Here is a 15,548-nt window from a genome sequence, read left to right as displayed (position 1 = left end):
ATTATGTCATTCATTAATTATTATGAAAAAAGCAGCAGAAGAATTAAAATTATTTATCTTAGAATGTTTAAGTGAAAAAAAAGCAGAAGATATTGAGGTAATTGATTTAACAGGAAAACATAAATTAGCTGATTATATTATATTTGCTAGCGGTCGTTCGACTAAAAATGTTGAAGCAATTGCTGAATATGTAGCTTTAGAATTAAAAAATAATGCCGGTATAAATAGTAATATTGAAGGGCTTGGTAAATCAGAATGGGTGCTGATAGATACAGGTACTATTTTAATTAATATTTTTTATCCTGAAGCACGGGAGTATTTTAAGCTAGAAGAAATTTGGAAAAGATGAACGATCATATTATTATTAATGTTATAATTTTACTCGGTACTGCGGTTTTTATCGTGGCTATACTTAAGCGTTTTAGACTAAGTCCGGTACTTGGTTACCTAATTGCCGGAGCTGCAATAGGTGATCACGGTTTAAAAATCGTAACATACGATCAAACTAAGTTACTAGGTGAGCTTGGTGTGGTATTCCTATTATTTGCGATAGGTCTTGAGTTATCTTTTGAACGATTAAAAGCTATGAGACGATATGTCTTTGGTCTTGGTAGTTTGCAAGTTTTAACGACTGCTATAGTAATTGCTGGTGCAATGGTACTTATAGACGGTAATAGTAGTGCGGCTATTATTACTGGTGGTGGTCTTGCACTCTCATCTACAGCGCTTGTTATGCAGGTTATTGAGGAAAATCGTAGTCAATCGACACAAATAGGAAGAATTTCTTTAGCAATTCTTTTACTACAAGATTTAGCTGTAGTGCCATTGCTTGTGATAGTTCCGTTACTTGCCGGTAACAATCAAGCCTCGCTTGCAGCTGCCCTTGGTATTGCATTCTTAAAAGCTGTAACGGCCTTACTTACAATATTTATTGTCGGTCGTGTTTTACTTCGCCCTGTATTTTTATTCATTTCATCAGAAAGTAATAATGCAAGCGAGTTACCTATTGCGATGACTTTGTTAATAGTACTTTCTGCTGCTTGGGCTACTGAAACATTTGGTTTATCTTTAGCTCTTGGAGCGTTTGTTGCCGGAGTATTAGTTGCAGAAACTGAATTTAGATTGCAAGCGGAAGAAAGTATTTATCCTTTCAAAAGTTTATTTTTAGGACTGTTTTTCATGACCGTTGGTATGAATATCGATGCTTTAGAAATGTATGAAAAGATATCTCATATCCTTACTTTATCTATTGCTTTAATAGGTATAAAAACCTTAATTATAACGGCTTTTTGTATTTTATTTGGTTTTAATAAAGGAGTTGCTTTTTATTCAGGCTTGTTATTATCGCAAGGCGGGGAGTTTGGTTTTATATTATTCAGTTTAGGCAAAGATAGTGGAATATTAGAAGAAAGTACAGCCGATATATTATTACTTGTAGTTACTTTTACTATGGCACTTACGCCGCTACTTGCAGCTTTAGGGAGAAAGATTGCTGAGAAAGTTGATAAAGGACTCAGTAAAACTCCAACTCAAATGATAGAGCTTGGTGCAAGAGATTTAACAAAGCATATTATTATTGCCGGACTCGGTAATACCGGTCAAATGGTAGCAAGAGTTTTGGAAGCAGAAGGTGTAAGTTATGTAATACTTGATTTAGATGATGATAGAGTCAAAGAAGAACTATCAAACGGTTTGCCGGTTTTTAAAGGTGATGTATCGCAAGCCGATACTCTAAAAGCATTAGGTACGGAAAGAGCATTCGCTATAATACTTACTATGAATAATCAAGTAACTATCAAGAAATCGCTTAAAACAATTAGCGATAATTATCAGGATATACCTGTTGTCGTTAAGTTAAAAAATTTAAAAAATGCTAGAGAGTTTTATGATTTAGGGGCTACAACTATTATTCCGGAAAGCTATGAGACGGGATTACAAATTGGTGGAACAGTCTTAAAACATATAGGTATTAGTGAGCAGGAAATTAATAGAATAAAAGTGCAATTTAGGCTTGGTAATTATATAATAGCAAAAAAAGAGGATGCTTTATCTGAAGCGGAAGATAATGATTAAAGTTTTTATCATTTTAATTACTATAATATTATCAACAACAATTAATGCCGATAATAAAAAATTGCCTGTTCCACGATTTGTTTCAATTAAATCTAATGAAGTAAATGCAAGGAGCGGACCAACCACTAAATCTGCCATAGAATGGGTTTTTATTAAAAAAGGTGAGCCAGTAGAAATAATTGCAGAGTACGAACAATGGCGACAAGTACGTGATATTAACGGTGAAGGTGGCTGGATACATTCAAGTGTTTTATCAGGTAAAAGATCAGTAGTTGTTATTGGTGATAAAGAAATAGAGCTTACCAAATCTGTCAATCCTAAAAGCCGAGTTATAGTAAAATTAATGCCTAAGGTTCGTTGTGGCTTGAAAAAATGTAAAGAACAATTTTGTCAAATTACTTGTAAGGATTACACAGGTTGGATTTCAAAGAAAGTAATTTGGGGAGTGTATAATGATAAGAATAAGTATTAGAATTTAAATAAAAACCACTTTACCCAAACGTTCTCTTAAAATTAGTACTAGACTTCATTTTATAGTGCAGCAAATCTAGATATTGTACAAGATAAAATCGCTATGATTATCTTGTGTGGCTCTTTTGCTATAGGTGATAGGCTGCGTGATCTACCTGACGGCTATCATAATGATACTGATATTTTTGATTATACTGCAAAAGGTCAATATAATATAAAGGGCATGCTACTTTAAGATTAAAATGAAATAAAAGAGACAGTTAGAAAAAGGATGTTATTTTATACGGAAAAAAGTATTCTTTTATATGATAGCGGTAAATTTACACTTAGTGAAGCTAAGGAGTTACCTTGGAGCGAGATGAAAAAATATTAGAAGAGTGGTTTAAAAATGCTAACGAATGTCTTATTGATGTTTATAATATTTTACTAAGAGGTAATTTAAACAAATGTGCTTTTTAGTTACATCAAGCTACAGAAAATCTTTACAATACTATTTTATTCGTTTTTTCTAATTCTAAACTAGAAGTCGTATGATAAGAAGCATTAGGTAGCATGGTAGAAAATTATACTAATGAATTATGGACGGTATTCTCTCAGTTAACCGAAGAACAAAAAAATGTTTTGAGTTACTTTAAAAAGTATATGTTGATGATGATAGAAATTATAAAATTAGTAAAGAATAGCTTTTATATTTAGTGGATAGAGAAAAGTTGCAAGAAATCACTGAAAGAATTTGTAAAGTAAGAATAAATCAGTAAATTATGACAGTATTGTAGCTCTGTTTTTAATAGATCAAGAAGATGATGCAAAGGTACTACTTCAACTTATGAATTTAAGTAATATTTATCATTGCCCAGGTTCTAATAAGCTTTCTTTGGTTTTAAATCTTGTAATGCATTATAGAAACCTTTGGATATAGAAGGAGTAAGAGACCTTTTAATTTTAATTGCCGTAAGCTTGATTCTAGTATTAAATCTACATTTGTGTCCCTACGGCGGTTCTATGAAAGCAGCTATTCATTTTATTCTTATATAGTAAAATGTTTTCTATTACAAATACTTTAAAACTTCGTCTGAGAATATAATTTCTGAGTAGTTTATTATTAAGATTTAATATTTAATAATGCATGTAAGATACCACTATCACAAATGTATAGTTTAATGGTTTTAACTAATCGTTTCTTTATATTACTCGACCATGGGTCTTAGCAATCTTATGAGAAATAAATCTTCAAATAGCTCTATATATTTCATTATAGTAGGTACTGATATTCCAAGGTTCCCGAATATTTTGCTAGCATTTAATAAATCACCTTGGCAATGAGCGAATATAGTCCAGGTTCTACGTAAAACTTCTGTAGGTATATTTATATAGCCGAGTTGTAGTATTTTACGTTCTAAATAAGTCATTATGAAAGATTGATGCCAATCCATACTTCGATTATCCAAAGCATCGAGAAAGCTATAGGGAAAGTTACCTCTAAGCCATAATAAATTATCATCAATATATCTGGCTTTTCTAATTTCTTGAATATTATATTAAAACCACAAAGCTGTGTATAAATTATACGACCTGCTAACGATTTTGAAGAATATTTTAATAATTCTTTAGAAACAGAACCAAGAAGTAAGAATTGTTTAACTTTTTGTCTATGATGACGTCTTTCATCAATAATAACTAAGTGGTTAGTATGAGTTTGAAAGTAAAGTTTAGGATCGGATAATTTTGCCAAATCTGAAAGCTTCTCTAAGTCTAAATATAAAGGGGGTTAGGAGATATCCATTCTGCTATTTCTTGTGCTAAAAAATGCTAAATCATTATTTATGCAAATTTAACATTTTATGTTAAATTTACATGGATAAAATTAATACGTCACGATGTTAATTTAATTCTCTTACACTGAGCTTAAAAGATATTAAAAGACATTTTTATAGTTATTTGACAAAATTTAAAAAATATTCATCATTAAATATTATTAACATGGCAAAAAAACGAATAAAGGACAAAATTCATAAAAAAGAGAATTTTAAAGAAGTGATGCATACTAAGATTGGTGAGGTGGAGAGTTATTATTCCTTCAGCTTTTAGACAAAGTCTTCTCATCTCTCAATCGGTGATAATATAGTGTTACATAAAGAAGATGTAATTTATTTACTACTCCAACTCAAGCTTTAACAAAGCTGTAAGCAAAATTAAAAATTAAATGGATGGTATAGGACAAAAAATTTCTCTAGTGGATGAATTGATGAAAACAAGAAGAGCAGAGGCAAAACATGAATAATATATTACTAATACTTCAGCTTTACTTGCTTTGATTCAAAATTAAAGAGGTAGCGAAATAATAAAGTCTCTACTGTCATATGTGGTATGTCAACGGATGAATATTACCGAGGTGTTAACTGCTTTAAAACGCACTAATATAGATACTGTGGAAATATTAACTTTAATTACAGCTTTTATAGCAATAATTGTGTTGTGTGATTTAGAGCGAGCACAATATGCTCCGGAGTTGCATGCATATATAGTAAAGGATTATCTCTGGGAGATAGAGCTTGTATAGTTTAGGTGTTAAATTTAATACTATATACTGCCGGTAAAATATGGGCAGTGTTAAAAATAAAAGATGCTAATATTACACTAATTCACTGATTGTAAAGATTTTGTTGTATGGATCACAAAACGCATCCGGTGTCATACTGTGGCTTGACCACAGTATCCAAAAAACTTTTAACGTATGTTTTTTTGACATTTTTATCTGGATCCTATGATCAAGTCGTGGGATGATAGTGGTGGAGTCGATACATGCAAAAATGCCAACTTGATCATGGTATTGACAAATAACTGCTTTCAGTTTATTTAAAATTTGATAAAATTATTTAGATATTTTATAATATAAAACTTTTTATATATTAAAAATTTTATGAGTAAGAAGCTTTATATTAAGACCTACGGATGTCAGATGAATGTTTATGATTCTGTCAAGATGCAAGATTTGCTTTATCCCTTTGGTTATGAGTCCACGGAAAATATTAAAGAAGCAGATGTTATTATTCTAAATACCTGTCATATCAGAGAGAAAGCAGCCGAGAAAATTTATTCTGAACTTGGTCGTATTAAGAAACTACAAGATACACGAAAAAAACACGGTTTAAGCTCTGCAATAATAGTTGTAGCCGGTTGTGTTGCTCAGGCAGAGGGGGAAGAGATTTTTACAAGAACTCCTTATGTTGATATTGTTGTCGGTCCACAATCTTACTATAATTTACCAGAATTGATTTCTAAAGTCGTTAGACATGAAAAACATTTAATTGATCTCGATTTTGTTGAAGAAGCAAAGTTTGATCAGCTACCTGAGCAATTATATCCACAAGGGGCAAGTGCTTTTATATCGGTACAAGAGGGGTGCGATAAATTTTGTACTTTCTGCGTAGTACCTTATACTAGAGGTGTTGAATTTTCAAGGAACGTAGAACAGGTTTATAGGGAAGCGTTAAAAGTAGTTAGCAACGGTGCTAGAGAAATTATGCTACTTGGACAAAATGTAAATGCATATCACGGTAAGGGTGTAGACGATAAGATATTTAGTCTAGCTGATCTAATAAGATATTTAGCACAAATTCCAAATTTAGAAAGATTGCGTTATACTACGTCACACCCAATAGATATGACAGATGATCTAATAAAACTGCACAGCATAGAATCCAAATTAATGCCATTCGTACATTTACCGGTGCAATCAGGTTCAAATAAAATATTAAAAGCAATGAACCGCAAACATGATAGAGAATATTATTTTAATATAATTAATCGCTTAAGAGAAGCAAGACCCGATATAGTGTTATCTTCTGATTTTATTGTCGGTTTTCCAGGTGAAACAGATGAAGATTTTGAAGATACTTTAGATTTGGTACGCAAGATAAAATATGGTCAGTGCTATTCATTCAAATATAGTCCTCGTCCAGGCACCCCTGGAGCAACTAGAACAGACCAAATACCCGAACATATAAAATCAGAGAGATTAACTATATTGCAAAAAGAACTATCAAGCCAACAACTAGCTTTTAATGAAAGTTGTGTTGGTAGTACCATGAAAGTTCTATTTGATCGTAGTGGTAAATTCGACGGTCAAATAATAGGTAAAACTCCATATATGCAGTCCGTATATATCAACAACACTAATCAAGATTTACTTTGTAAAATTATTGATGTAAAAATTACAAAAGCTACAAGTAATAGCTTAACCGGCGAAATATATACTTAGATTGAACTTCAAAAATTAGCACAAAGTCCTACAAGTATGGTGGGGTATAGTACGAACTATATAGTATACGCTTTATTCCTTGCTTTGTGGACCGACTACTCTTTTTGAAGTTCATCTTCATCTATTTTCTTCATCTATTTTATTATATGTAAAAAATATTATCTATAAATGTATAAATCTTTGTTTTTTTGTTTAAAAGTTTTTGCCGTACTTATCTTAATTGGCTGTGTTGTTGTAGGGTATATAATATATCACTATTCACGTGATTTACCTGATTACTCACAGCTTGCACGTTATTACCCTCCGTCAGTAACGCGTATTTATTCCCGTGACGGTAAATTAATGGAGGAGTACGCTTTTGAACGCCGAGTATTTGTACCGATTAATAGCGTGCCGAGTTCATTAATAGAAAGTTTTATCGCCGCTGAGGATAAGAATTTCTATAACCACCCGGGGGTTGATTTGCTTGGAATAATTAGAGCAGCATTTTTAAATATATCTAATTATCTACATCATAGGCGTATGGAAGGAGCGTCTACCATTACTCAGCAAGTGGTCAAAAATTTTCTACTCACTAATAAGGTTTCTCTTGACCGTAAGATTAAAGAAGCGATTCTTTCTTATATGATTTCGAGAGTACTTACTAAGGATCAAATTTTAGAATTATATCTTAATCAAACATTTTTTGGTCGTGGTGCATACGGGGTTGCAACAGCTGCACAAAATTATTTTAATAAATCGGTGGAAGAGCTTACCATTGCAGAATCAGCTTTTATTGCGGCGCTGCCTAAAGCTCCTTCTGAACTTAATCCAGAGAAAAATTATGTTAGGGTAAAAGGGCGTCGTGATTATGTAATAACACGCATGTTTGAAGACGGTTATATAACAAAAGAAGCTGCAAAAGAAGCTATAGACAGTCCGATAGTTCTACGTAAACGAGCTAAAGAAGAAACTGTTGCAGCTGATTATTATGCCGAGCAGGTGCGAGAAGAAGTAATTAAGATGCTAAATAGTAAGGAAGAGTTTTATACCGGAGGTCTTACTATTATTACTTCTTTAGATGTAAAGATGCAGCAATTAGCTGAAAATTCTTTAAGAAAAGGTCTTAGGGAGTTTGATAGAAAACGCGGTTTTAGAAAACCTATAGCTAATATCTCTATCCAAAACTGGCAAGAAGAGCTAAAAAAAATATCCCCACCTCAATCCCTTTTAGAGTATAAATTAGCTGTAGTTCTAGATGTAACAGATAACCATGCAGAGATTGGACTTATAGACGGTAGCAAATCTAAAATTCCTATTTCTGAAATGAAATGGGCAAGAAGTAACCTTAAGTCAGTTAAGGCTTTGCTTAAAAAAGGTGATGTAATAGTAGTTGAGGTTATAAAAGAGTGGTATGCTCTTCGTCAAATCCCTGAGGTGAATGGCGCTATTATGGTTATGAACCCAAATACCGGACAGGTACTTGCAAGTGTCGGCGGTTATGATTTTTCTACCAGTCAATTTGATAGAGTAACTCAAGCACTTCGTCAACCAGGTTCTTTGAGTAAAACCTTTGTTTATTTAGCAGCTCTTGAAAACGGTGTTAAGCCGAATCAGATTTTTAACGATGGTCCTATTGAGATCTCACAAGGCCCAGGTATGCCTAGTTGGCGTCCTAAAAATTATGAAGGTAAGTTTTTAGGTGAAATCACTATGCGTACTGGGCTTGAAAAATCTCGTAATCTTATAACCGTAAGAGTTGCAACTGCTGTTGGACTTACAAAAATCGTTGATATAATTAAGCGTTTCGGTATTAATAATGAACCAAAAAAAGTCTATTCTATGGTACTTGGTTCAATTGAAACCACGCTTGCACGAATGACTAATGCTTATGCAATTATTGCTAACGGTGGTAAAAAAGTTAAACCTCATTTTGTAGAATTAATTAAAGATCGTAACGGACGTATTATTTATCGTAGAGAGAATAGAAAATGTCCGTCTTGCATTGTTTCGGATAGTAATTTAGATACCGCAATATTAGAAATACCCAAAGAAGATGTATATAGAGTTACGGATGAAGCTAGTGACTATCAAATTACTTCGTTTTTAATAGGAGCAATAGATAGAGGAACCGGCTATGCTGCAAAGAAGTTAGGGAAGATTATTGGTGGAAAAACCGGCACTAGTAACGATAGTAAAGATACATGGTTTGTAGGCTTTACACCCAAAATAGTAGTCGGCAGCTATGTTGGCTATGATACCCCAAGAACCCTTGGACAAAGAGCAACCGGATCAAACGTTGTATTACCGATCTTTATTGATTTTATGAGTAACGCTTATAAGGATGAACCGGTGCTGCCTTTCAAAGTCCCTGATTCAATAAAATTATTAGCAGTAGATAGGGCGACCGGTAAAATTACGCCAAACGGTAGTGTGATAGAAGCATTTAAAATCAATAACATTCAAATGCTTGAGAATGAAGACATGATCGATAATCGTGATAACAATGATATTTTTGATTATGTGCCCAGTATAAAGGATCAGTCTCAAGAAATTTATTAAACTGTATACTTGTTTAATTTGAAAAATTGGCGGCGTTACTTTTCGCTTATAATTTCTTACGTAGTATACCTACGCTGTGGTTTCAACTTCAAAGTACCTTGCTCTTTTTAAATTACACTTCATCTACCCACTTTATCATTTACTTGGAGCTTATAATATAAAAATTATTTTATATAACTACCCTAATATCACTACTTATACCTTTTATAACTCAAGCCGATTGTTTTTTGTTTCAAGAAAATGATAAATTTATTAGATAAGAAAGGTAATTGCAATGCCCGTTCTACTCCATGCTCAACATTTAAAATTGTTATAAGTTTAATGGGTTATGATAGGTTTTAATTGATGATACTTATCCAAAATTACCTTTTAAAGAAGAATATACTGGCTATCTTGAAAGTTTGGAGGCAACCTCAAATACCTAAAGATAAGAACAATTAACTTTTCTTCAAAAACTCGCAGAGAATAAATTACCTGTAAATCTTAAAGCCTAAGAAATGACTAAAAATATTTTGTGTATTGAAGATTTTGTAGATGGTTGAAAGCTTTATGATAAATAGACAGTGGTAATAAACTGAGTCAAGATAGAACTCAAAAGTTATAAGGTAGGGAAATTGGATGGTTTGTATGGTGGTTACAAAAAAAATGACAGAATATTTATTTTATCAAAAATTACTCAAAAACTTGATAAAGAAAATGCTAAAACTTACTCTCATGAAGAAATGTGGAAATGAATTATAAATTTTGTTATCTCTTGAAGTATCTAAAGAAATGTTATAAAATCAAAAAGTTCATAGAAATTTGAGGTTGTTATTCAAGTCGTAAAAGTTTTAGAGCAATTTTTAGCAGATAGCTATGTTTTATATTTTAAAACGCAGAATTATCGTTGGAATGTAGAAGGAGCAGAGTTTAGAAGTCTACATTTATTATTTGAAGGACAATATGAAGATTTAGTTGAAAGCTTAGATGAACTTGCCGAAAGAATAAGAAATTTAGGTGCTAAAGTCGCCGTATTGTCACATTTAATAAAACTTACCTCTATAGATTAGGTAAATCCCTACGCAACAGTGAATGAAATGCTTAAAATCTCAAAACAATCAAGATATTATTAGAGATACATTATATTAAGGTCTTAAAGTAGTACAAGCAGAAGGCGGTGAGGGTACAGCCCAGATTATTGGACAGATTAAAGTGTATGAGCAGAATAGGTGGATGCTAAAAAGCAGTATGGTTTTTCTTGAGAGTTGCTTATGTTATTCCCCTGGGACAGGGCTTTGTTAAATAGATCAGTAAAATCCGTTGTGTCACCCTGTATCTTGACCACGTGGTATAAAATTAAACACTACTTGATATAGTGGTCAACCCACGGTATGACAATATAAACAAATTAACGAAATAAAAATAAAATGGAACAATACAATGTAGCCGTTATAGGTGGTGGTCCTGGTGGATATGTTGCAGCAATTAGAGCAGCACAATTAAAGAAAAAAGTTGTATTAATAGAAAAAGAACATTTGGGTGGGGTATGCCTGAACTGGGGATGTATACCGACTAAATCTCTGCTTAAATCTGCTGAGGTTTTTGAGTACATAAGACATGCTCAAGATTATGGAATTGATTCTAAAGGTGCTGAAATCAATATTAAGAAAATAGTTAAGCGTTCAAGAGAAATTTCAGGTAAGCTTGCAGGTGGCGTTAAGTTATTATTAAAAAAAAATAAAGTGACCGTGATAGATGGAGTAGCAAGCCTTGCAGGCAATAAGATAATAAATATAGGTGGACAAGGTGATACATTATCTATAAAAGCAGAGAATATTATTATAGCTACTGGTGCTAGACCTAGAATATTGAAAGGATTCGAGCCTGACGGTAAACAAATTTTGACGTCCAAGGAAGCTATGATACCTCAGCATGTGCCAAAATCTATAATTATCGTAGGTTCGGGGGCAATCGGTATAGAATTTGCTTCATTTTATAATAGTATCGGCGTTGATGTTACCGTAATTGAAGCTCACACTAAAATATTGCCTGCTGAAGATACGGAAATTGCCAGCATCGCTCATAAGAGATTTGAGAAAAAGGGAATAAAAATTATTACAAATGCTAAGTTAATTAAGCAAACAAAATTACAAGATAAGATAGAGGTTGAGTTAGAGTTAGGCAGGAAGATACAAAAATTACAAGCTGAAATCTTACTTATGGCAGTAGGTATTACAGCGAATACGGAAAATTTAGGACTAGAGAAAACAAAAGTTAAAGTAGAAAACGGCTATATAGTTACTAACGTATTAATGCAAACTGCGGAATCAGGTATTTATGCTATAGGAGATGTAGCAGGAGCACCTTGCCTAGCACATAAAGCAAGCCATGAAGGTATTATTGTAGCGGAAAGCATAGCTGGCTTAAAACCCCATGCTATTAATAAACATAATATTCCTAGCTGTACTTATTCTTCACCACAAATAGCAAGCCTTGGTTTAACTGAAGAAGCAGCAAAAGCCTTAGGTTATGAGCTTAAAATAGGCAGATTTCCTTTTATGGCTAACAGCAAAGCTTTAGTAAGTGGTGATAGCGATGGGTTAATAAAAACCATATTTGATGCTAAAACTGGTGAGTTACTCGGAGCTCATATGATAGGCTCGGACGTTACGGAATTAATACAAGGATACGTGATTTCAAAAAATTTAGAAGGAACCGAACTGGATTTAATTAATACTATCTTCCCACACCCGACTTTATCGGAAATGATGCATGAGTCGGTACTAGTTGCTTATGATAGAGCAATGCATATATAGTCCAAGTAAATGAAATTTATGAAGTAAGAAAAATAAAAACATAAATTAATTTTGTATTTGAGATGGAAACCACTTTTCATATCAAATACCTTTTATTTAAAACTTCTTTTAAAAGGACTATAAATACTACATTTAAAAGAAAAGAAGTATATATGAATAAAAATAATTTAATAGGGAATTATACCATAGCTTTATTTAATAATGCTATGGTTGATAATATTCAGGATAAGGTATTTGAGGAAATCACCTCTATAAATAGTATAATTACCGATAATGTTGATATTAGAGAGTTCTTATTTTCTCCTATAGTCAATAAGAATGATAAAATTAAGGCAATCAATTCGTTAGCAAAAAATACCAAAATTAATACAATAGTATATAATTTTTTATTATTATTAATAAAAAATTTCCGCATGACTATCTTATCAGATATAATAAGTGTATTTAATAAGTTACTATGTGAAAGTAAAAATATAAAGATAGTTCAGGTTATTTCTGCAAATAAGTTAAAACCTAAAGAGCAAGAGTGGATTAAGTCTCATATAGAAAAAGAATTAAATCAAAAAACAGAAATATTATTTGATATAGATAGCAATATTATTGGTGGTATTGTAATTAAATATGATAGTATGTTGCAAGATTACTCAATAAAAGGTAGTTTAGATAAAATAACGAAAGTTTTAAAGAAAGTTAATATTAATACTTGAATATTGTTGTCATACCATGGTTTGTCCACTGTATTAAGAAAACAACTTATAGTAGTTAATTTTACTAGACCCCACGATCCAGTCGTGTGGGATGACAATGTGCATTTAGGGAGACGTAAACCACATGAAACTAAAGCCTATTGAAGTAGCTGAAATATTACAAAAGGAAATAGCTAATATTAATTGCTTAAGTGAACTTGAGGAAGTAGGGCAGGTAATAACTGTCGGTGACGGTATAGCTAAAATTTATGGTCTTGCTAATGTAAAATCTGGTGAAGTAGTAGAATTTAAATCCGGTGTTAAGGGTCTTGTTTTAAATTTGGAAAATGATAGCGTCAGTGCTGTAATTATGGGGGATGATAACCAAGTACAGCAAGGCGATAATGTTAAAAGAATCAAAGAAGTCTTAGCAGTACCGGTAGGAAAAGCTTTGCTTGGTCGCGTTGTTGATGTTTTTGGTAACCCTATTGACGGAAAAGGTGATATTGCAAGTAAAGAGTACAGAAATATTGAAGTGAAAGCTCCGGGGATAATAGAAAGAGCAAGTGTTAGTGAACCTGTGCAGACTGGTATAAAGGCTATTGATTCTTTAATTCCGATAGGCAGAGGACAAAGAGAACTAATAATAGGTGACAGACAAACTGGAAAAACGGCTATAGCCGTCGATACTATTATTAATCAAAAACAAGCTCATTTACTTACTAATGAACACGATAAAATTTATTGTATTTATGTAGCTATTGGGCAAAAAAGATCAAGTGTTGCACAGATAGTAAGAAAACTAGAAGCTGCTGGAGCAATGGGATATACAATTGTTATTGCAGCTACTGCATCAGAAGCTGCTGCTCTTCAATTCATTGCCCCTTATTCTGCCTGTAGCATGGGTGAATATTTTCGTGATAACGGCATGCATGCACTTATTATTTATGATGATTTAAGTAAGCATGCTGTAGCATATAGACAAATCTCATTATTACTTAGAAGGCCGCCTGGGCGAGAAGCTTACCCAGGTGACATATTTTTCTTGCATTCAAGATTGCTTGAACGAGCGGCTAAAATGTCTGATGCAAAAGGTAGTGGTTCACTTACGGCACTTCCTATAATCGAGACGCAAGCAGGTGATGTATCCGCATACATCCCGACAAATGTTATTTCAATTACCGATGGACAAATCTTTTTAGAAAGTGAGTTATTTTATAAAGGCATAAGACCAGCTGTTAATGTTGGTATTTCAGTAAGCCGAGTTGGTTCTGCAGCACAAATAAAAGCTATGAAGCAAGTGGCAGGTTCGGTAAAGCTAGAACTTGCTCAATTTAGAGAGCTTGAGTCTTTCTCACAATTTGAATCAGATCTAGACCCTACAACTAAAGCACAAATCGATCATGGTAAGAGATTAGTTGAGATATTAAAACAAGCACAATATCATCCTTTTCCGGTAGAAGAGCAAATAGTAAGTATTTATGTCGGCACTAAGAAATATTTACATGATGTACCGCTTCAGAAAGTAAAGGAATTTGAAGATAAAATGCTTACAGAAATACGGTTAAATAAAAACGATATTTTGGAATCAATAAAAAACGAGAAACGTATAACTGAAGAAACTGAGCAGAAACTAAAAACATTTTTAGAAAATTTTGTTAAGGCTTTTATTAAAGCTAGTTAATTAGCATAATGTTATTCTTGCACTCTATGTCATTCCAGCTTTCGTGTGAATGACATCAGCAGTATAGCTTTTGGCTAGGAATTAGAATTTAAAATAACTAAAAGTATATGTCAAATTTAAAGCAGTTAAGAACTAGAATTAAAAGCGTTAAATCTACACAAAAGATTACTAAAGCAATGCAACTAGTATCAGCTTCTAAGATGACAAAAATAAAGAGTCAAATAGCAAATTCAAATTTTTATATTGAGGCTATTAGTAAAATGATGTCTGCTATATTAGCAATTGATATGTATGAGCTATCTATAGAAGGACAAAAATTTTTTAATACCGTACCAAATAAAGTAAATCTATTGATAGTGATGACATCACAGCGTGGTTTATGCGGAACGTTTAATTACAACATAATTAAGCAAGTTAAGAATGATATTAAAGATTTAGAAAATAAAGGTAAACAAATAAAACTTATTATTATTGGGAAAAAAGGTTACGAGGCACTAAAAAGGCAGTATGCAAATTATATTGATAGTTATTTTGAGTTATCCAAAATTCATGATGAAAAACTAATCTTACAAGTAAAACAAAAAATTATGTCGGCAGCCTACAATTTGGAAGTTAGTAATTGTGTTATATATTTTAACAAATTTAAAAACGCAATGACTCAAATTATGACTAGACAACAGATTTTACCGGTAGAAAAATCTAAGGATGATTCTACAGTAAAAAAATATCATTATGAGTATGAAGGAGAAACTTTAATTTCTAACTTGATTAGTTTATATGTTAATTCCCAAATAAATTATGCTCTGCTGCAAAATAGAGCAAGCGAGGAAGGGGCAAGAATGACTGCTATGGAAAATGCAACAAATAATGCTAATGATTTAATAAGCAAGTTAGTTTTAAAGCTGAATAGATCAAGACAGGCTATTATTACTAAGGAGTTGATAGAGATTATAGCCGGTTCTGAGGCTGTTTAGATATAAGGCTGTATCATCTCCGTGGCTTGACGACGGGATCTAGTCTTTTTTATTTGGAGCCCC

General features: G+C 32.5%; 14 protein-coding genes and 1 pseudogene. 12 read left to right on the top strand and 3 right to left on the bottom strand.

Features of this window, described 5'->3' with window-relative positions:
* Window positions 1-22 precede the first annotated feature (22 nt).
* From rsfS to A1E_RS07190, 4 genes are all read left to right on the top strand, one after another.
* Window positions 23-349, top strand: coding sequence for a ribosome silencing factor (rsfS, locus tag A1E_RS04630; protein WP_012149148.1), 327 nt, complete (start codon window positions 23-25; stop codon window positions 347-349).
* Window positions 346-2,073, top strand: coding sequence for a cation:proton antiporter domain-containing protein (locus tag A1E_RS04625; RefSeq protein ID WP_012149147.1), 1,728 nt, complete (start codon window positions 346-348; stop codon window positions 2,071-2,073). Before rsfS ends, A1E_RS04625 begins: the two co-directional genes overlap by 4 nt.
* On the top strand, window positions 2,066-2,545 hold the full coding sequence (locus A1E_RS04620; protein ID WP_012149146.1) for an SH3 domain-containing protein: 480 nt from the start codon (window positions 2,066-2,068) through the stop codon (window positions 2,543-2,545). Before A1E_RS04625 ends, A1E_RS04620 begins: the two co-directional genes overlap by 8 nt.
* 102 nt (window positions 2,546-2,647) lie before the next feature.
* Entirely contained in the window at window positions 2,648-2,779 is a 132-nt protein-coding gene (locus tag A1E_RS07190; RefSeq protein ID WP_012149145.1) for a hypothetical protein, read from the top strand.
* Window positions 2,780-3,646: 867 nt separating this feature from the next.
* On the opposite strand, the gene A1E_RS07535 is transcribed toward A1E_RS07190, so the two are convergent.
* Genes A1E_RS07535 through A1E_RS04610 form a run of 3 tightly spaced genes read right to left on the bottom strand, consistent with a single transcriptional unit; the run spans window position 3,647 to window position 4,276 of the window.
* Entirely contained in the window at window positions 3,647-3,706 is a 60-nt protein-coding gene (locus A1E_RS07535; protein ID WP_410524329.1) for a hypothetical protein, read from the bottom strand.
* Window positions 3,707-3,731: 25 nt separating this feature from the next.
* On the bottom strand, window positions 3,732-3,953 hold the full coding sequence (locus A1E_RS04615; protein WP_012149143.1) for a DUF4143 domain-containing protein: 222 nt from the start codon (window positions 3,951-3,953) through the stop codon (window positions 3,732-3,734).
* Window positions 3,953-4,276 (bottom strand): hypothetical protein, encoded by a 324-nt coding sequence (locus A1E_RS04610; protein WP_012149142.1) that lies wholly within the window; start codon window positions 4,274-4,276, stop codon window positions 3,953-3,955. Before A1E_RS04610 ends, A1E_RS04615 begins: the two co-directional genes overlap by 1 nt.
* A 645-nt stretch (window positions 4,277-4,921) precedes the next feature.
* On the opposite strand from A1E_RS04610, the gene A1E_RS04605 reads away from it, so the two are divergent.
* The 8 genes and pseudogenes from A1E_RS04605 to atpG all read left to right on the top strand — a co-directional run bounded on the left by A1E_RS04605 (window position 4,922) and on the right by atpG (window position 15,485).
* Window positions 4,922-5,104, top strand: coding sequence for a hypothetical protein (locus A1E_RS04605; RefSeq protein ID WP_012149140.1), 183 nt, complete (start codon window positions 4,922-4,924; stop codon window positions 5,102-5,104).
* 360 nt (window positions 5,105-5,464) lie between these two features.
* Window positions 5,465-6,805 (top strand): tRNA (N6-isopentenyl adenosine(37)-C2)-methylthiotransferase MiaB, encoded by a 1,341-nt coding sequence (gene miaB, locus A1E_RS04600; RefSeq protein ID WP_012149139.1) that lies wholly within the window; start codon window positions 5,465-5,467, stop codon window positions 6,803-6,805.
* A 168-nt stretch (window positions 6,806-6,973) separates the two neighbouring features.
* Entirely contained in the window at window positions 6,974-9,346 is a 2,373-nt protein-coding gene (locus A1E_RS04595) for a penicillin-binding protein 1A (protein WP_012149138.1), read from the top strand.
* An 812-nt stretch (window positions 9,347-10,158) separates the two neighbouring features.
* Window positions 10,159-10,627: pseudogene (locus A1E_RS05935) on the top strand (Dps family protein).
* Between the two features lie 125 nt (window positions 10,628-10,752).
* Window positions 10,753-12,141: a dihydrolipoyl dehydrogenase gene (lpdA, locus tag A1E_RS04590; protein WP_012149136.1), complete on the top strand. Its 1,389-nt coding sequence runs from the start codon at window positions 10,753-10,755 to the stop codon at window positions 12,139-12,141.
* 152 nt (window positions 12,142-12,293) lie between these two features.
* A complete protein-coding gene (gene atpH / locus A1E_RS04585) occupies window positions 12,294-12,848 on the top strand; it encodes an ATP synthase F1 subunit delta (protein WP_041405291.1) in 555 nt (184 codons plus the stop codon).
* 124 nt (window positions 12,849-12,972) lie between these two features.
* Complete coding sequence (gene atpA / locus A1E_RS04580) at window positions 12,973-14,511, top strand: F0F1 ATP synthase subunit alpha (protein WP_012149134.1); 1,539 nt, start codon at window positions 12,973-12,975, stop codon at window positions 14,509-14,511.
* Between the two features lie 107 nt (window positions 14,512-14,618).
* Window positions 14,619-15,485, top strand: a complete 867-nt coding sequence (atpG, locus tag A1E_RS04575) for an ATP synthase F1 subunit gamma (RefSeq protein WP_012149133.1) — start codon at window positions 14,619-14,621, stop codon at window positions 15,483-15,485.
* The last annotated feature ends 63 nt before the right edge of the window (window positions 15,486-15,548 follow it).

Origin of the sequence: Rickettsia canadensis str. McKiel (genome assembly GCF_000014345.1) — a bacterium.
GTDB lineage: Bacteria > Pseudomonadota > Alphaproteobacteria > Rickettsiales > Rickettsiaceae > Rickettsia > Rickettsia canadensis.
This window is presented reverse-complemented; position numbering and strand designations above follow the sequence as displayed.